Origin of the sequence: Chlamydia abortus (assembly GCF_002895085.1) — a bacterium.
Taxonomy (GTDB): Bacteria; Chlamydiota; Chlamydiia; order Chlamydiales; family Chlamydiaceae; genus Chlamydia; species Chlamydia abortus.
Genome location: NZ_CP024084.1, coordinates 73,998 through 91,958, shown reverse-complemented (window position 1 = coordinate 91,958; position 17,961 = coordinate 73,998). Strand labels below are relative to the sequence as shown.

The window sequence follows — 17,961 nt, the reverse complement described above, 5'->3', positions numbered from 1 at the left end:
ACGAGGGCTACTTGTGACTTGGATACCTCTTCACTGTCATTCTCAATACTCCATTCTAGATGCTACAAGCTCTATTAAGAGCTTTGTAGCAAAAGCAAAAGAGTATCAAATTCCTTCCCTAGCGTTAACAGACCACGGGAATCTCTACGGAGCGATTGAGTTTTACAAAGAGTGCCAACAAAACGATATTAAGCCAATTATTGGCTGTGAAGTCTACGTCGCTCCCTCATCACGTTTTGATAAAAAGAAAGAGAAAAAAAGCCGGGTTGCCCATCACCTCATTCTGTTGTGTAAAAATGAACTAGGTTATCGTAATCTTTGTCTATTATCTTCCTTAGCTTTTACTGAGGGGTTTTATTATTTTCCTAGAATAGACAGGGAGCTGCTTAGCCAACATGCTGAAGGGTTAATTTGTTTATCCGCGTGCCTTTCGAGTTCTGTAGCACAAGCTGCATTAGAATCAGAAGAGGCTCTAGAAAAGGATCTCCGCTGGTATCAAAATTTATTCGGGGAAGATTTTTACAGTGAAATCCAACTGCATAAAATGTCCGAGGAAAAAATCGCTTCTCTGGGTGAAGAATGGTTGAAACACGAGTATTACCAGTTTATTGATTCCCAAACAAAGGTAAATCAAGCTGTATTAGATGCAAGTAAACGTTTAGGAATTCGCTCGGTAGCGACAAACGATATTCACTATATTCATGCTGACGATTGGTTAGCTCATGAGATTCTCCTCAATGTCCAACTAGGAGAAACTATAAGGATAGCAAAGCAAAATACCTATATCCCCAACCCCAAGAGAAAAACCTTCCGGAGTAGAGAATATTATTTTAAATCTCCTGAAGAAATGGCAAGGTTATTTGCCGATCATCCTGAAACGATCACAAATACCTTAGAAGTTGCTGATAAGTGTAACCTACATTTAAATCTTTCAAGCAAACACTACCCTATTTATGTTCCTGAGTTCCTAAAAAGTAAGCAAAACTATACTGAAGAAGAGCGTTACGCAGCTTCTGCAGCTTTTCTTCGAGAACTCTGTGAGAAAGGCTTATCTACAAAATACACTCCAGAGAAGCTTGCTCATATCTCGAAAAAGTTCCCCGATCGTGATCCTTTAGAATTAGTCAAAGAACGCTTGGAAATGGAAATGTCTATCATCATTCCTAAAGGGATGTGTGACTACCTGCTTATCGTTTGGGATATTATCTATTGGGCAAAAGATAATGGTATTCCTGTAGGTCCTGGTCGTGGGTCAGGAGCAGGTTCCGTTATGTTATTCCTCTTGGGAATCACAGAAATAGAACCTATTCGTTTTGACTTATTCTTTGAGAGATTCATTAACCCAGAAAGGTTATCCTATCCTGATATCGATATTGATATTTGTATGGCGGGACGTGAACGCGTCATTAACTATGCAATAGAACGTCATGGGAAAGATAACGTTGCCCAGATTATTACTTTTGGCACTATGAAAGCCAAAATGGCTGTAAAAGATGTGGGGAGAACTTTAGATGTTCCCCTTTCCAAGGTCAATCACATTGCCAAGCATATTCCTGAGCTGAATACTACATTAGCAAAAGCCTTAGAAACCGACCCTCACCTAAACGAATTGTATACCAATGATGCTGAAGCCGCTCAAGTTATCGACATGGCCATGCGTCTAGAGGGATCTATCCGCAATACCGGAGTTCATGCTGCTGGAGTGATCATTTGTGGAGATCGCCTAACGAATCATATACCCATTTGTATTTCTAAAGACTCTACGATGATCACTACACAATTTTCCATGAAGCCGGTGGAAAGTGTAGGCATGCTTAAAGTCGACTTTTTAGGATTAAAAACCTTAACTAGTATCCACATAGCCATGCGTGCCATCGAAAAGAAAACTGGAAAGTTATTAGAAATGGCATCGCTGCCCCTAGATGACAAAACGACGTTTGCTCTTTTGCATCAAGGGAAGACTATGGGTATATTCCAAATGGAATCCAAAGGCATGCAGGAATTAGCAAAAAATCTCCGTCCTGATTCTTTTGAAGAAATCATAGCGATAGGCGCTTTGTATCGTCCAGGTCCTATGGACATGATTCCCTCATTCATCAATCGAAAACACGGAAAAGAGATCATAGAATACGACCATCCTTTGATGGAGAGCATTCTCAAAGAAACCTATGGGATTATGGTGTATCAAGAGCAAGTTATGCAAATTGCAGGCTCTTTAGCAAGCTATTCCTTAGGAGAAGGTGACGTCCTCCGTCGTGCTATGGGTAAAAAAGACATCGATCAAATGCTTAAAGAGCGCACAAGATTTTGTGAACGAGCACGCAAAAATGGTATTGATGCTGAGCTAGCAACGACGATTTTTGATAAAATGGAAAAGTTTGCTTCCTATGGATTTAATAAATCTCATGCGGCTGCTTATGGGTTAATCACCTATACAACTGCATATCTGAAAGCAAACTATCCTAAAGAGTGGTTAGCAGCTCTTCTTACTAGCGATTCTGACGATATTGAAAAGATAGGGAAACTGATCCATGAAGCGCATAGCATGGATATCTGTATCCTTCCTCCTGATATCAATGAATCAGGAACAGATTTTGTGGCTACAGATAAGGGCATTCGTTTTGCTATGGGAGCCATTCGAGGTATAGGGAAAGGCCTTGTAGAAAGTATTATAGAAGAGAGAGAGAAACACGGTCCTTATCAAAGTATTCGAGATTTTATTCAACGCTCTGATTTAAAAAAAGTTACGAAAAAACACACAGAAAACTTAATTGATGCAGGATGTTTTGATGTTTTTGAACCAGATAGAGACGTGGCTCAAGCAACTTTAGAATCGCTATACGATAGTATATCTAAAGAAAAGAAAGAGGCGGCTACTGGTGTCATGACGTTCTTTTCTTTAAATGCTATGCACCAAAAACATCCTATCCCCTTAACTCCCGCTACGAATGTTGTCCGTAGATCAAAAAAAGATATTCTTAAGAAAGAAAAAGAACTTTTAGGGATCTACCTTACAGAGCACCCTATGGATGCTGTGAAAGATATTTTACCTCGACTTTCGGTGGTCAGTCCTGGAGAATTTGCAAATCTCCCTCACGGAGCGGTAATTCGCACAATATTTATTATTGATAAGGTAACGACACGGATTTCCTCAAAAGGCCAAAGAAAATTTGCTTTATTACGTGTTAACGATGGCGTAGATTCTTATGAACTGCCGATATGGCCAGAAATGTATGCTGAGCAGCAAGATCTTCTAGAAGAAGATCGTTTAATTTACGCTATTTTATCTATCGATAAACGTAGCGAATCTTTACGCTTGTCTTGCCGATGGATGAGAGACCTGTCTCTGATTAATGAAGATCTCATTCAAGAATGCGACGATATGTTTGATAAAATCAAAAGTCAAATGCAGAAAATGTCGTATTTAAATTTAGAAACTAATAAAGACACGAATCAGGGGAAAACGTCAACCATGTCCAAATCTACTGATCACAGGTCTCAGGCTCCCATAGTTAAGCTATCTTTAGATCTTGAGCAACTCCGCCACAGCCATTTGTGTACGTTAAAACAAATCATTCGCAAATATCCTGGATCTCGCACTCTCTCTCTAGTTTTTACCAAAAACAATGAACGTGTCGCCACGATCTCTCCGGACGCAGATTATTTTGTCTCTGAAGATACGAGCGGTCTGCAAAAAGATTTGGAAAATTCCCAACTTCCCGTGCGATTCATTGCTGTTTAAATATCCTGAAATGGCTTACCTGTAACGGCATGAACATACTCTATGCGGACGCTATTATCTGCAGCAACCAGTGACACCTTATACACAGGCACGTAAACAGTCACCTTATCTAATATCAGGAAATTATCGCCGAAAATCATTTCAACAAGGTGACTTACACGATCTTCTGAAAACTGTGGGGATACAATAGAGGACCCTCGAGGTCTTCTTAGCCATACTGGAGACGACTGGATCGTTGTTGTACAACCTTTAATTGGTTGAAGTTGTTGGAAATGACTCCCTATTTGACTTCCCATAGAGAAAATCAATTTCTTTTTTTGACAGGCGCGGATGACTTTATCTGCGCGGATATTTTTCATAGACAAAGCGTGAGTTAAAGACTCCTTAGACGCTGCTCCTCCCAAATTTGCTAAAGCTTGCATAACATTGACGTCTTGCTTGCCAGCTTTTAGCATCAAGCACTCTCTAAATCCTTTAGAACAACTCCATGTCCCGGTATTCAGGACCATTTCCCCATTTGCCAAGTTCCAAAGGATAGCTCCTTCCTGGCTCACCATGGTTTTCTTAACCACATCTTCTCGAGAAAAACGCACGTGCATCAGTGTATGAGGGACAAAAATCAACTCTACAGTAGCCTTCCCCTCTTGATGTTCAGGGAAGAAAGTTAATACTTGCTCTGGAGAAAATTTTCTCTCAAAAACTCGTAACTTCTCAAATCCAGACACCTTGCGAACAAACCGGCAGCTCTTTTCAAAAACATCTACGCTATAATGTGCGGTTACTTGCATGGCTTTATGTGCACAAGGCACATGATCCCACAAAAAAACTCCACAAAAAAGAGATGCAACAAAAGTACCAAAGTACAAAACTAACTTTTTCATAAAAAACCTTTTTATTTATTTTACTAAATAAAAAAATGTTTTATCAAACAAAAAAATTATATTTTGTAAATAAAACAAAAACAACGGATTTGACAAATTCTCTTTTTCTTTTCTATGATAACATTTTGTTGTTGTAGCGTCATGCCGGATTTATGAAATCTGTTTTACAGTTTGTTGTTTTTTTACTACTTTTATCTTCTGGCTGCTATGCCAGACCGATTTCTTTTGAGCCTTTTTCTGGCAAATTATCTCCTCAAAAGTTTACACCTAAGTACTCTACGCAAGAATATCTTTCCGAAGGAAAGCGCTATTTAGAACAGCAACGTTATCGCAAAGCTCTTCTTTGCTTTGGCATGATTACACACCACTTCCCCCAAGATCCGTTATATTCTGAAGCTTTATACTTAACGGGAGTTTGTTACTTTAAAAATGATCAACCAGACTTAGCTGAAAAAGCGTTTTCCGCATATTTACAACTTCCTGACGCTAATTACTCTGAAGAATTATTTTTAATGAAATATTCTATAGCCAAGAGCTTCGCTCAAGGAAAACGTAAGCGCATATTCCTTTTAGAAGGGTTTCCTAAACTTGCGAATGCTGACGCAGATGCTTTACGTATTTATGACGAGATCCTCACGGCTTTTCCTAATAAAGATTTAGGAGCTCAGGCTTTGTATCTTAAAGGGGACCTTCTTGTTACTAAAAAGGATTTTCCCGAAGCGATTAAGACATTTAAGAAGCTAACGTTACAATTCTCTGCTCATCCTCTATCTCCAAAATCTTTTGTGCGTCTTTCAGAAATTTATCTTATGCAGGCACAAAAAGAACCCCATAACTTGCAATATTTAAACCTTGCAAAGATTAATGAAGAGGCTATAGCCAAGCAGCACCCGAATCATCCTTTAAATAGCGTTGTTTCTGCGAATGTACGCTCTATGTGTGAGCGTTATGCGTTAGGACTATACTCTACAGGAAGATTTTACGAGAAAAAGAAGAAGCCTCATGCAGCGAGTATCTATTATACTACTGCCATAGAAAACTATCCTGAGTCATCTTTAGTAGCTAAGTGTCATAAGCGACTCAATAGGATAACAAAGCATTCTTCTTAGTTTTAAGATATTTCCTATGCGTATTGTGCTTTTTTTGCTGTTTTCTTGTTTGTCCGGTTTAGGGCTATCTTCTTGCTCTGGGTATACTATTTTACGTTCTTCAGGTACTTTATCAGATTTAGGACGCTCAATACTCTCTGAAGGTATTTATCTTTCTCCTATCGATAAGGACTCTCTGGGGCAATTGACATCAGCTCTCCTGTATGAGCTAGGCAAGCGCTCTCTCCCTGTGCGCAATGGAGAGAGTTGCGCTCGCTATTTGCTCAAAGTGCAGCTCTTGAATGAGGTTGACGAGAATACAGGTTTTACGTATGCTCCAAATAAAATTGGTGATAAAACCCTAAGACATTTTATTGTTTCTAGCGAGGGGCGCTTATCCTTGTCTGCGAAAGTACAACTTATTGACAGACACTCGAGACAAGTCATAGTCGATGACTGTATAGCAAAAAAATCAGTCTCTTTTGATTTTGAACCTGATTTAGGCGTAGTGAATGCTCATCAGTTTGCCTTAGGTCAATTTGAAATGCATAATGAGGCTATTAAGAGCGCCTGGCGTGTGCTGTACGCTCATCTAGCCGAGACTATAGTTCAACAGGTATATTATGACCTCTTCTGATGGAGAAGCAGTCTTCCCGGCACTCCTTAGTGAACTTCACAATATGCTAGACTTCGTTAAAGGGACAGAACAACTAAAAACATTCCCAAAAGAAAAGCTGTTAAAATTAGAATTAGCTTGTGAAGAGTTACTAGTTAATATCATCTCCTATGCATACCAAGAGGCGCCCACTCCAGGATCTATAATCATCTGTTGCAATGGAGATAAAGACGCCTTGCATGTCACAATTAAAGATCACGGCCCTTCTTTTAATCCTTTAACTGCCACGATTGATATTCAAGATCACTTACCTTTAGATCAACGAAAACTCGGTGGGTTAGGCATTTTCTTAGCAAAAAACTCGGTGGATGAATTTCAGTATGAAAGACACGGGGATGTCAATATCGTACATCTAAAAATCCATAATACTTAGTCAATCTTGATGAAAACGGAAAGAGCGCAGCATACTTTCAGTATCTTTTATATCCTGCAGGTATATCTGAAGTGCTTCAAGAATCAAAGTGGATTGGTTATACTCTCCGGAAGCCTGAAATGCCATTTCTGGAGTATAGTCCCTTTAGAATGGTATAAAGCAATATACCCTCGAGTGACGGGCTCTCCTTGGACTAGCTCTGGAACTAACCAAACAGCAAAATCTGCATTAAATAAAGTGAGTTTATCTGCGGATTCTGCAATGATGAAATTACTCATAGGAAGCTCTCTAATAGAGTCCATTTTAAGTTCAGACGTAGAATGAGATAGGACATCGGCTATATCCATAAAGCCCTCAGGAAACGCCGTTTCTTTGTTACAAATAGAACGACGGTAAAAATCCTCTAAAAAATCCAAACTCATAACGTTTTCCCTTCATTTATGGTAATTCTTTATTTTAAGAGGCGTCAAGAGCTTTCTCGGGCTCGCTTGAAGATTCCTATCTAAGTGACAAGCTATCAAAACCCCTAAGATGATAAGAGTTTTTTTTACATTTGCATTGCTTCCTTTCCTGGCGGGATTATTTACACATCCTGTGCATGGACAAATAGTATTTCCTGAAACACGAGGAAATGCCGTGGCGGTTGTCCATACAGAAACAGGTAAAGTACTGTATGCTAAGGATCTAGATAAAAGAATCTATCCTGCGAGCATGACCAAGATCGCGACCGCACTATTTATCCTGAAAAAACACCCTGATGTTTTAAATCGCTTTATTATCGTAAAGCCGGACGCCATTGCTTCGATCACTCCTCAAGCGAAAAAACAATCAGGATACCGCAGTCCTCCGCATTGGCTAGAGACTGATGGTGTAACCATACAACTACAAAATAAAGAAGAAGTATCCGGCTGGGATCTCTTCCATGCGTTATTGATTTGCTCAGCCAATGATGCTGCTAATGCTCTCGCTATAGCTTGCTCAGGATCTGTTGCAGAGTTTATGAAGCAACTCAATCAATTCTTGAGGGAACTGGGTTGTGACCATACCCATTTTAATAATCCTCATGGTCTGCATCACCCCGACCACTACACAACAGCGGGTGATTTAATACGTATTATGCGTGAGGGATTAAAAGAACCGTTATTCCGTCAGGTTATCCGCACTACCAATTACACAATGGCTCCTACGAATCTCAGCGAAGAGAGAATTCTCCATCTTACAAATAAGCTGATTCTGCCGGGATCTACGTATTACTATCCTCCTGCTTTAGGGGGAAAAACAGGAACAACAAAAGATGCAGGGAGAAACCTCGTCTTTGCGGCGAAAAAACATGGTCGATCTATTATCACTATAGCTGCTGGTTACTCTGCTATGAGCGAACTTTATGAGGATGTGATCGCTTTATGCGAAGGCGTTTTCAATGAACAACCGCTACGCAAGTACCTCATCCCCCCTACAGAAACATATCCCCTACGTCTCGGCCTCTTAGGAAAAATTTCGATTCCTCTACCTGATGGGGTTTACTATGATTTCTATGCTTCTGAAGGTGAAGAGCCTAAAACCGTCTCTTTTGTTCCTCATGCAACAAAACTCCCTATACAGAAAGGAGATCTTCTAGGGCATTGGGTATTTCGCAATGTTGCTGGGGAAAGGGTCCGCGCTGAACCTTTATATGCCTCTGATACCCTTCATCCCTCTGTGGGACAAAAAATCCGTTTGTATACTAAGCGTATCATTACTTCATATAGAACGTATATTGTTCTCACACTCGTCCTGCTTTACTACAGAAAAACTCGAGTACATCGACGCAAATCCTCTCGATATTATCTATAGTATAACTCTTTCTTTTAGCTTATGAAAAACCTGATCTTTGCATAAACTACTCAGGTATAGAATTGTAATAACAAGGGATACCATGTATACATACCTCGTTTGCGGCTTACTTGCTTTTATCTTTCTACCTAGAGTCGGAGCTGCGGAGGAAAATGCCGAGATTCCAGTACCTACGACGTTATGTATTTCTAAAAACGAGGCTCGAGAATCATCTTCTTGGTATTTTTGGAAAGATCCAAAAGTAGTGCGAGAAGAACAACATATGCACTTTCTAAAACAGGTAATTCTTGCATTAAAGCGACCTGAAATTTGGAATGATCCGTTAAATCTTCTGCATATTTTGTTGCAATTTGATAAGTTTCCCGAGGCATCAGGAGAATGTCATGACTTATTGCTCGTCGTTATCAAGCATAGAGTTATGGTACTCACTATGAATGCGGGATAAGCGCGTCACCCTATACAGCAACTTTGCTGCGCTTACGAACAAAGTGAGCCGAAAAAAAGCCGTCTCCGCTTTCTGGCGCAAGGGTGGTGTGCATACGATGTATTTCTTCCCACCCCAAAGAGTTCATAAAAGCGACTTGCTTTTCGTTTTCTTCGGACAATAGAGAACAGGTAATATAGACAAGCTTGCCTCCAGGTTTGACATAACGTACAGCATCTCTAAGGATCTTTCTTTGTACATAGGAGAATGTAGTGAGTAGTTTCTTAGAAAACTGACTTTTCTTTTCCGGATGACGACGGTATACCCCTGTTCCTGTAAACGGAGCATCAACAACTACAATAGAGAAGCTATTTTTTCTGAGATGTTGTTCGCCTATAGAGAAATTTCTCACTCCTGCTCTACGTAAACGCTGTTTTGCCTCTTCCAAAATCTCCTTTCGGCTATCGTGTAAAACAACATGATGCGCCCTCTCAGCAAAAATCAGACTTTTCCCACCAGCTCCGGCACAAAAATCTAAAATACGATCCTTTTTGCTTATCGGAATATCTAGAGTGATTTTCTGTGAAGATTCATCTTGGACTTCAAATAAACCCCGATGGAATGCTGCGCTATGCTGCAAAGGATAACGCTTAGCAAAACGCAATGCACCGGGTACGGATCCTGGCTCGCTAGGATATTCTAAACTCTTTTGTAGATCTTCCACAGAGGTTCTTCGTGTGTTTACACGAATCGTACAAGGAGCTTCCTTAAGAAAAATCTCCGAGAGTTCTTTAGCACGTTCTTGGCCATAATCTTCTGTCAAACATGCAGCAAGATCATCAGATACAGAAACTTTACCGGCCAAGGAAGATCATGATACTTTTCAATATCATCTAAAGCTCCTTCTTCTACTTGTCACTAAAGTTTCTGGAGTGATCTCCTGATTATCTCGTTGAATCAGAGCTTCTAACAGCCGCCGATGACGAAGAATAGCAAAGACACGAGCACTGATCCACTGACGATCTTTAAAGCCTAAAGAACGGTGTTGTTTAAAATACAGAGCTACACGGTTAACCTCACCAATCGGTGTGGTATACAGCTCATTGAGTAGTGTGTATAAATGATGTAGACGAAAAGGAACCGTGGAGAAAAGTATACAGGGTTGTGCGTTATTTTCCTTTGAAAAAACTGTAAAAGAAAAAATAACTAGAGTACTTACCTCTCCAAAGTAGAGAACCATCTCTATAACAGAATAAAAAATATTAGAATTTTTTAAATATACACAAGATTTGCTGCCAAAACGACGGTTCTGGAGTGTAATAGTTAATACTTTTTTTCAATAAAGAATAGACCTTTTCATCGAAATCTAAAAGCCAGCGCATCAGAAGCATCTGCAGCATTTTCAACCAGAGTCCGGGACTATAGTCACGAATGCTATACATTCTCCCGATTTGTTCTGGAGTTGCTTCATTGACAATGGCGGCAGCAGTTTTTAGATCTTCTGATATGATACGCCGAAGGATTTCTGCAAGAAATCCTTGAGCAGCGTTTGCTTCCTTCGGGGAAAATTCCGCGACTTCTTGCCAGGTGTTCACCATAGCTTTCCCCTGTGGAGTGAATAATAGAGAACCTACCAAGGAGTTCGTCAACATAGCAGAAAGAGAGTTGGTGATCACCCCACCGATGACTGCTTGGAAATCTTCTCGACTGAGTGTATAGAGATTTTTTAGTTCTGACAATAAGGCGAAACTTTTTTCTGACAAAGTCTGCAAAGGAATAGCTTTCTCAGCAACGAATTGATCTAGCAGTTCTAAGCTTAAGGGAAGATACATTGCCTGGCTCTCTAAAAATGTCATTAAAGCTTCCATAATCACTTGAGAAGAAGACTCTGCAGTTATGATCTCTTTTACAGACAAGTGCGCATCAGCACTCTCGGCATGGATTTCTACATCATGGGTAAAATCTTCCCAGGAAGAAAAATTTGTTTTCTCTTTTGCAAATACGGAACTTGCTACATTGGAAACTTTATTTAAAGGGCGTTGGCGTTCTAAGAAAATGATATTCTTTAGCTTCAGGAGCTTTTGGATGACGCTCGTTTTTCTTGTGAAAGTATCTTTGCGAAATATTTTGTAGAGAATACGAGTGTAAGGTAGTTCCTGACGCAGGCGCATATCGATAATAGAAAGGAGTCTTCCTGACAGAGCGTACGAAATTACTGAACGGGAAAAAAGCTCTTGAATAACTTTTTGGATTGTCTCTTTCATAGCGTCCTGATCGGGAGAAAGAACGGTATGTATAGGCCAAGTTTCTAAAAGATGGTGTTTTTTATTATAAACAAGAATCCGAGACTCATCACGAATAGCTAGTTCGAGAACGCGCAAGTAATAGTCTGTAGAAAATCGCAAATCTAACATCATAGGAGAACAAGGTCCTAACGTTTTTCTTGCTTATTCTCTAGAGGGAATATTATTGCATTATTTTTATTCGAAGAAAATAGATTCCCTAGAGCTGTTGGTCTACGCCTGAAGATTTTCTAGGATGCATTCCAATATCATCTATGTCTTTTCCCTTACTTTGTTTGATAAGAAAAGAAAAAGTTGCGTATCATATCGTTAAGTTTTTGCTCATATTCTCTAGGATTACCTCGGTAATCCTCTTCTAAAGAAGGTAGATTCGCTTCAACAATATTGCTTACCAAATCATAATTGATGATAGGAATGTCCTGATCCATATGTTCGGTATCACTTGTCCATAAGTTGAGATATTCTCCCATTAACGTTGTATGAGTGTAACGCAAAGAAGCTAGAATTTGTCTGACTATGACTGTTTCTTCATATCCTTGACTGGCGAGTACATCGAGGCGAGAGGTTAAATCCAAAACAAGTGTGTAATCAGAAGCCGCATCAGCTTGCGCCAATGTTTCTATAGCCTCTTTGCACTTGACTTTCTCATTATAGGGCAGAGTAGATAGTTTTGTGATGCCTCGAACTGTAGCTAGGGGGTCTAGCACCTGCTCTCCTTTCATAATATCGTGAAAAGACGATACGATCACCCCGGCTTCCACAGCGCTTGCCATAGGGGCTATTCCCAATGCTGTTAAGGAACTATAGGTAGTATTTCCTGATTTATAGAAGATTTCTTTTTCTGCAGACCATTTACAAGCCATACGCAACATCAAGGCCAACGCCACAGTGACTTCTGGTCCTTCGGGATCTACACCACAAAAATCAATAGAAGATTCTGCTTGTTTTCTGCAGATACTGAAGCACATTTTCTCAAAAATTTTTAAGAAAAATTGTCTTATGGACGCGCAACATCCTGCGGTAGTTTCGGGGGCAGCTTTAGCTTCCTTGATAGCTTCTTCCGGCAATTCTGTTTCATTAAACAGTGCCACGTAACTTTTAGAAAAAGACCGACCTCTCGAAAAACGAGGTGTGCCTAATCTAGTATACCATAGCCTGTGCACTGCTTGACGAATTCTAGATAGTATATTTCTAAAAAATCCCTCTTGAGTTTCTGACTGTACCCTGCCTTGCAAGTCACTATTCATGCCTTCGGAAGCATTCGCTTCGGGGATACCGTGTTCGGCATACTGTTCGTCTAATATAGAACCTACGTGGTCGGAGATACGCTCTTCTAAATCAAGATCTTCCCCCTCACCTTCTACTGAAAATTCCTTATCTGTGAATAGATCTTTCCAAGGAGGTTCTACGCCTCCACCACCTGAAATTGGTGCTCCCATAGCGAATCCTTACTTAATCCTCTGACACACTCAAAGCGTCATAAGCTAAGATCGAAGCTGTTTTTACATAAGCTTCTGAGCTTAAAAAATTCATAAGATCTAGAGCTCCTGTATTCCAACGGCGCTCTACTCGAACTGAATTAGGATCGTATTTCCCAACATTCGCAGAGGCAAATCTATTCGCTATCATTCTCATAGTGATTTCTCCCTTACCGGCAAACGAAGACCAAAACTTTTTCATACCGTTAGGGTTAGTCTCTCTTAGAGAATTTAAATCACGAGCTAGAGATTGCAAAGTGCCTTGCCAGTTATACGTTTCCTCTGGCTCTCCGTACTCACTTATAATCTGATCAACATAATTAACAAAATCCTCGTCAGGACCTAACTTCGGCCCTTCTAAACCCATACGTACCAATACCGGAAGGAGTACAGATTCTCCATCTTGTCTTTGTTCTTTCTCTCCCAGGTCCCATATAGATCGAGATAACGAAATAGCAGTATTTAAGGGGTATTCACTAGTTCCGGGTCGCAAGACACTTATTTCTTTTTGTGCCTCTAGGCGTGCTTGGCCCAACCTAGATGTTACTGTCTGTAAACAGGCAAGTTTGTACGCTATTGGCTCCTGTGCTTCGTGATTTGTCCAGCGTTCTTTAATTTGGTCGGACAACTTTGCTAATTGTTCTTGTTTTGTCTTGTGGTGCGCTTCTAGTTCCGCTTTTAATTTATCTGCTATTCCAGAGGAAATTTCTTGAGAGGTCCTGCTCGCGGTTGAGTCATTAGAGTCTATGCTAGACATAGAAGACGTACTGCCCCGACGTTGTAATTTTGGTTGTGTTGGTCCTTCTGATGGAGGTTGAGGAGCTTTACGTTTGAGAGGTCGTGTAGCACTACTTCCTGAAGCAACTGAAGATGTGTTGGATTTCGTGAGTGAGGAAGAAGGACTCACACCTCGCGGCGATGTTTTTACAGATGGAGAAGTTGGTGGTGGTGGCGGTGGCGTATTAGGACGCTTTGGCCCTGAAGCGAGATCTGGCACCTTGGGAATATCGACTTTAATTCCTGGAGTATAACCTTTCTTTTGTAATCCTCTAGCCGCACCCTCTGTCGATCTTGCGCTATCCAAAGAACTAAAGCTCTTTTCACTACTCGACTCCACACTGCTAAAAGATGAGACACTCCGTGTATCCACTTCCTCGCCACTGACATCCATACATGAGCCGAAAGAATCCTCAGAAAACCGGCGACTACTCGTTGGGGATGGTGTAGGAGTAGAGGCGCGAGAATTGGCTCTTGAGGAAGAATCACCAAATATACCAGCGAAGAAACTCCGTACAGCAGACGCGATTCTTGATAAAAAGCTCGAGCTTTCATGGGTATTATTTTTGGTAGAAATGTTATGGGACCCTACTACTCCGGATGGACCTGTACCCGCATCTTGTACGTCCTCGTGCTGATGGTGAGCTCCGGAAATCCATAGATCATTATTATTACTGCCGCGACCGCTTGGATTAATTCCCATAGCTTTTCTCCATAATAGTTTCGCTAATTTACAATTGTAATTTTAAAATTAATTTTAATTAATGCGCATGCTTTTATTAAAAAAAGAAACAAAATTAATATAATTAATTAATAATAAATAGAATTGCGAATAAACTAGAAAATAAGCGCGAAAACTTTGTAAATGTGCATCTTAAGACTTTGATCCATGCACAAGCTGTAGAAGATGAACATTGAGATTGAGAATCACCTAACCCCGACTAAATCAAGGAGTTAGGTAACGTTCATGATCAATGGGAAGATATTTCTCATTCTACGAGGGGAAATAGAGAGCTGTTTCTGTCAGAAATCTCATTTTTTACAAATAGCAACAGAAACATCCAGCAAGGAATTGCTGATGAAGATTTCAGCATAAAGCTGGATTCAGCTTTATGCTATTAAAAAGCCATTTTATTGAAGTGTCTGAAAAATAAGAGCTTAAAAAAGTTTACTCTTGTGATGGAGACAGAACTTCGGTTCCTGGTAAAAAACCTTTCTCTAGGAATTCTAAAGACGCACCACCACCTGTAGACACGTGTGAGACTTGTGCTGTGCATCCGGCCAAAGCAACAACAGCAGCAGCATCTCCACCTCCCACAACTGTAATGGCAGAAGGATGTCGTGCTAAACAATTAGCGATAGCCATGGACCCCTGATCAAAAGGAGGCACTTCATAAACACCAACAGGGCCATTCCAAAATATGGTGGATGAGGCATCGATGATTTTACAAAATTCTTGAACAGTTTTTGTTCCTATATCTAGGCCTTCGAGATCTTGAGGGATCCCTTGATCTATAGAGACTTCCGTCCAAGACACTGCGGGAGTACAGGCTTTGGCAACCTTCACATCTATAGGAAGAACGATACGTACATTACGCTGTTGTGCAATGTGTAAAACCCGACGTGCGAGTTCTATGCCAGATTCTTCAACTAAGGAATTCCCTACGGATTTTCCTAATGCTTTTAAAAAAGTAAAGCCCATGCCGCCTGCTAAAAGTAGGTTATCCACTTGAGAGAGTAAGGCTTCGATAACGCCGATTTTTGAAGATACTTTAGAACCGCCAAGAATCGCAGTAAAGGGACGCTTAGGAGAAATTAACAGGTGCTGTCCTAAAAACTCGAGTTCTTTTTCCATAAGAAGACCTGCCGCAGATCGCCCTGGAAAAGCTTGAGGAACCGTGTACACGGAGGCATGTTTTCTGTGTGAAGTTCCAAAAGCATCATTCACATAAAAATCTCCGTAGGAGGAAAGTTCTGCAGCAAAAGCAGGATGTTCTTCAGGATGTTCTTCTCCTGGATGAAAACGAAGATTTTCTAATAACAACACGCGTCCTGGAGAAATTTGTGCTACTGCCTGACGAGCAACTTCTCCTACGCAATCGGGGGCTAAAGGCACGTGATGACCTAGGTAACCCTCTAAAACTTCCACAACAGGCTGGAGAGAATATTTTTCTTCGAAACCCTTTCCTTGAGGGCGACCCAGATGACTCATTAAAATTACAGCAGCGCGCTTTTGTAATAGATAATGAATTGTCGGCATCGCACTACGGATGCGGATATCATCAAGAATCTTCCCATCTTTTATAGGAACATTAAAATCTACACGGACTAAAACCTTTTTTTCTTCTGGGGAGAGTTCCCTGACTGTCAATCTATCCATATACCTTGAGAAACTATCTAAGATGATTTCCCTATTTTTACTGGAAGAGCGCTCTTAAAGCAAAGAAAAATAGAATAGAGAGAATTGCTCCTGCTGGAAGAGTGATAAACCACGACATGATAATATCTTTAATGATATTTAAATTAATCGCATGGATACCTCGAGCTAAGCCTATACCTAAGACAGCTCCGACAACGACATGAGTTGTCGATATGGGTAAACCTATAGCTGAAGCTAAAGCAATCGTAACAGCTGAACTTAACCCCACAGAAAAACCTCTTGAAGGTGTGAGTTCTGTAATCTTACATCCTACGGTTTCGATGACGCGCCATCCCCAAATAGATAACCCTATAATCAATCCCACGCCCCCAAACGCCATAAGACCTATTAGCGTATAGGAAGAATATACATGGGGATAGACGTGTCGTAGAACTCCAGCAACCGGAGCTATGGCATTCGCAACGTCATTAGATCCGTGAGCAAAAGCCATAAAACATGTGATAATAATTTGTAAGTACGCAAAGATTCTTTCTACGATAAGATACTTTCTACCATAGTTTCCCCCGCATGTTTTTAAACGACAAAGCAAACTCCCTGATTTAGGCGAAGGAGAAATAAAAGAGCAATGCGGCGTATGCACATATTTAAACATAATAGCATAAGCCATACTCCCGACTAAGAATACTGATGCCAACGCCCAAGGTAAAGGAATCAACCGGGTGACTATCCCTCCGCAAACAATAATAATCCCTAAAACGATGATGACAAAAGCAGCAAGAAAAGGCGCTATGCGAATCATTGCTCCGACAGGGTCATTCTTATAAAGAATATTCCTACGTATAAAAGAGAAGATGGCATACGCAATGCATCCCCCCATTAATGGAGAGATTACCCAGCTAACTAAAATTGCCCCTATAGATCCCCAGTAAATCACTGTGCCTTTACCGAGAACAAGACCAAAGCCGATTACCGCTCCAACTATAGAATGGGTTGTAGAGACTGGCCATCCAAAATAAGAGGCCAATTGGAGCCAAACTCCTGTAGCTAACAAGGCTCCTGTCATACCATAAACGTAATCCCCGGAAGCCATTAAAGGATCTGAAACAGAAACAATATGGCTTTCTATAGTTCCTGCGACACGATCTCCTAGAAATAATGCCCCTAAAAATTCAAAAATCGCGGCAATGACTACAGCTTGTCGTAGTGTTAATACTCCGGATCCTACACTGGGGCCAACAGCATTGGCAACGTCGTTAGCTCCTATATTCCAAGAGGTATAGAAACCACATAAGAGAACAAAAATGAGTAAGGCAAGCATGAAATACTACTTTTCTTCCAGCGTCATGTTAACTCGATGAGCAAGCTTCTCCGCACTATCGGATATGCCCGCTGCGCGTTTAATTACCTGCAGCCATAAATAAAACTCTTTTTCAGAAATGGTAAATTCATCGGAAAAGAATATTTGCATGATCTCTCGTTGAATGACATCACACTCGTGTTCTGCTTTCGCCACACGACTGACTAGGAAACGTGCCTTATCAGCTTTATGTCCTCCGAAAGAGCTTTCTAGTAATTTATTGAATTCTTGTATGACCGTCATAGTCAGGTCAAAAGTTTCGACACTTTTATGTAAGAACTGAAAAAAGATCTTCTCAAACTCCGGATAAAAACGTAGCTTTCTAACGGTAAGCAAAATAGCGACATCCTCAGAAACATCAGCTATACTATCTTGTATAGAAATAATTTCCAGTAACCCTGCCCGGGATATAGGCATAAACAAGCCTACAGGAAGATGATTCCGCATATCATTTTTTATACAATCTGCTTGATATTCCTTATCAGAAATACTTTTAGCGATTATTTGTACCTGTTTGTAATCTCCATCACGTAAAGCTGTAAAGATCGGCACCATTTGCTGAACACAAAATGCGACAACTTCTAAATGTGCCTGCAGAGGGGCAAAAGGAGACTGTCCGAACAGACGAGCAAGGGTTTGCATAAGAATA

13 protein-coding genes and 2 pseudogenes are annotated in these 17,961 nt (G+C 40.5%); 6 read left to right on the top strand and 9 right to left on the bottom strand.

Annotated features, from left to right (window positions below):
- The first annotated feature begins 13 nt into the window (after window positions 1-13).
- Window positions 14-3,742, top strand: coding sequence for a DNA polymerase III subunit alpha (gene dnaE / locus CHAB577_RS00405; protein ID WP_041461301.1), 3,729 nt, complete (start codon window positions 14-16; stop codon window positions 3,740-3,742).
- Here the strand turns inward: dnaE and CHAB577_RS00400 are convergent.
- Complete coding sequence (locus tag CHAB577_RS00400; RefSeq protein ID WP_011096813.1) at window positions 3,739-4,623, bottom strand: hypothetical protein; 885 nt, start codon at window positions 4,621-4,623, stop codon at window positions 3,739-3,741. The genes dnaE and CHAB577_RS00400 overlap by 4 nt on opposite strands.
- 152 nt (window positions 4,624-4,775) lie before the next feature.
- Here CHAB577_RS00400 and CHAB577_RS00395 point away from each other — a divergent pair, with 152 nt between their 5' ends.
- From CHAB577_RS00395 to CHAB577_RS00385, 3 genes are read left to right on the top strand one after another with little or no spacing between them, the layout of a single operon-like run.
- Window positions 4,776-5,732, top strand: a complete 957-nt coding sequence (locus CHAB577_RS00395; protein ID WP_011096812.1) for a tetratricopeptide repeat protein — start codon at window positions 4,776-4,778, stop codon at window positions 5,730-5,732.
- A gap of 16 nt (window positions 5,733-5,748) precedes the next feature.
- Complete coding sequence (locus tag CHAB577_RS00390) at window positions 5,749-6,348, top strand: LPS assembly lipoprotein LptE (RefSeq protein WP_011096811.1); 600 nt, start codon at window positions 5,749-5,751, stop codon at window positions 6,346-6,348.
- The gene (locus CHAB577_RS00385) at window positions 6,335-6,760 is read left to right on the top strand and encodes an ATP-binding protein (protein WP_006343743.1); all 426 of its coding nucleotides are present in this window, start codon (window positions 6,335-6,337) and stop codon (window positions 6,758-6,760) included. Before CHAB577_RS00390 ends, CHAB577_RS00385 begins: the two co-directional genes overlap by 14 nt.
- Here CHAB577_RS00385 and CHAB577_RS00380 read toward each other — a convergent pair.
- Window positions 6,761-7,182, bottom strand: a pseudogene (locus tag CHAB577_RS00380) (hypothetical protein).
- A 109-nt stretch (window positions 7,183-7,291) separates the two neighbouring features.
- Here CHAB577_RS00380 and CHAB577_RS00375 point away from each other — a divergent pair.
- Together CHAB577_RS00375 and CHAB577_RS00370 are read left to right on the top strand one after the other, a co-directional pair.
- Window positions 7,292-8,593 carry a D-alanyl-D-alanine carboxypeptidase family protein gene (locus tag CHAB577_RS00375; protein ID WP_086393200.1) on the top strand — a complete coding sequence of 434 codons (1,302 nt, stop codon included), beginning with the start codon at window positions 7,292-7,294 and terminating at the stop codon, window positions 8,591-8,593.
- 82 nt (window positions 8,594-8,675) lie between these two features.
- Entirely contained in the window at window positions 8,676-9,038 is a 363-nt protein-coding gene (locus tag CHAB577_RS00370) for a hypothetical protein (RefSeq protein ID WP_011096809.1), read from the top strand.
- Between the two features lie 10 nt (window positions 9,039-9,048).
- Here CHAB577_RS00370 and CHAB577_RS00365 read toward each other — a convergent pair.
- The 7 genes and pseudogenes from CHAB577_RS00365 to CHAB577_RS00335 all read right to left on the bottom strand — a co-directional run bounded on the left by CHAB577_RS00365 (window position 9,049) and on the right by CHAB577_RS00335 (window position 17,954).
- Window positions 9,049-10,257, bottom strand: a pseudogene (locus CHAB577_RS00365) (RsmB/NOP family class I SAM-dependent RNA methyltransferase).
- 22 nt (window positions 10,258-10,279) lie between these two features.
- On the bottom strand, window positions 10,280-11,434 hold the full coding sequence (locus CHAB577_RS00360) for a hypothetical protein (RefSeq protein ID WP_011096808.1): 1,155 nt from the start codon (window positions 11,432-11,434) through the stop codon (window positions 10,280-10,282).
- Between the two features lie 152 nt (window positions 11,435-11,586).
- Window positions 11,587-12,759, bottom strand: a complete 1,173-nt coding sequence (locus tag CHAB577_RS00355) for a TmeB family type III secretion system effector (RefSeq protein ID WP_011096807.1) — start codon at window positions 12,757-12,759, stop codon at window positions 11,587-11,589.
- 13 nt (window positions 12,760-12,772) lie between these two features.
- Window positions 12,773-14,278 carry a SemD/SinC family type III secretion system effector gene (semD, locus tag CHAB577_RS00350; protein ID WP_011096806.1) on the bottom strand — a complete coding sequence of 502 codons (1,506 nt, stop codon included), beginning with the start codon at window positions 14,276-14,278 and terminating at the stop codon, window positions 12,773-12,775.
- 465 nt (window positions 14,279-14,743) lie between these two features.
- Window positions 14,744-15,955, bottom strand: coding sequence for a phosphoglycerate kinase (locus CHAB577_RS00345; RefSeq protein WP_011096805.1), 1,212 nt, complete (start codon window positions 15,953-15,955; stop codon window positions 14,744-14,746).
- 37 nt (window positions 15,956-15,992) lie between these two features.
- On the bottom strand, window positions 15,993-17,273 hold the full coding sequence (locus CHAB577_RS00340; protein ID WP_011096804.1) for an inorganic phosphate transporter: 1,281 nt from the start codon (window positions 17,271-17,273) through the stop codon (window positions 15,993-15,995).
- Between the two features lie 6 nt (window positions 17,274-17,279).
- Window positions 17,280-17,954, bottom strand: a complete 675-nt coding sequence (locus CHAB577_RS00335) for a TIGR00153 family protein (protein WP_006343735.1) — start codon at window positions 17,952-17,954, stop codon at window positions 17,280-17,282.
- Window positions 17,955-17,961 lie beyond the last annotated feature (7 nt).

Excerpts from the sequence above, each read along its gene's own strand:
- CHAB577_RS00400 (WP_011096813.1), bottom strand. The coding sequence starts at position 4,623 with ATGAAAAAGTTAGTTTTGTACTTTGGTACTTTTGTTGCATCTCTTTTT.
- CHAB577_RS00395 (WP_011096812.1), top strand. The coding sequence starts at position 4,776 with ATGAAATCTGTTTTACAGTTTGTTGTTTTTTTACTACTTTTATCTTCT.
- CHAB577_RS00390 (WP_011096811.1), top strand. The coding sequence starts at position 5,749 with ATGCGTATTGTGCTTTTTTTGCTGTTTTCTTGTTTGTCCGGTTTAGGG.
- CHAB577_RS00385 (WP_006343743.1), top strand. The coding sequence starts at position 6,335 with ATGACCTCTTCTGATGGAGAAGCAGTCTTCCCGGCACTCCTTAGTGAA.
- CHAB577_RS00375 (WP_086393200.1), top strand. The coding sequence starts at position 7,292 with ATGATAAGAGTTTTTTTTACATTTGCATTGCTTCCTTTCCTGGCGGGA.
- CHAB577_RS00370 (WP_011096809.1), top strand. The coding sequence starts at position 8,676 with ATGTATACATACCTCGTTTGCGGCTTACTTGCTTTTATCTTTCTACCT.
- CHAB577_RS00360 (WP_011096808.1), bottom strand. The coding sequence starts at position 11,434 with ATGATGTTAGATTTGCGATTTTCTACAGACTATTACTTGCGCGTTCTC.
- CHAB577_RS00355 (WP_011096807.1), bottom strand. The coding sequence starts at position 12,759 with ATGGGAGCACCAATTTCAGGTGGTGGAGGCGTAGAACCTCCTTGGAAA.
- semD (WP_011096806.1), bottom strand. The coding sequence starts at position 14,278 with ATGGGAATTAATCCAAGCGGTCGCGGCAGTAATAATAATGATCTATGG.
- CHAB577_RS00345 (WP_011096805.1), bottom strand. The coding sequence starts at position 15,955 with ATGGATAGATTGACAGTCAGGGAACTCTCCCCAGAAGAAAAAAAGGTT.
- CHAB577_RS00340 (WP_011096804.1), bottom strand. The coding sequence starts at position 17,273 with ATGCTTGCCTTACTCATTTTTGTTCTCTTATGTGGTTTCTATACCTCT.
- CHAB577_RS00335 (WP_006343735.1), bottom strand. The coding sequence starts at position 17,954 with ATGCAAACCCTTGCTCGTCTGTTCGGACAGTCTCCTTTTGCCCCTCTG.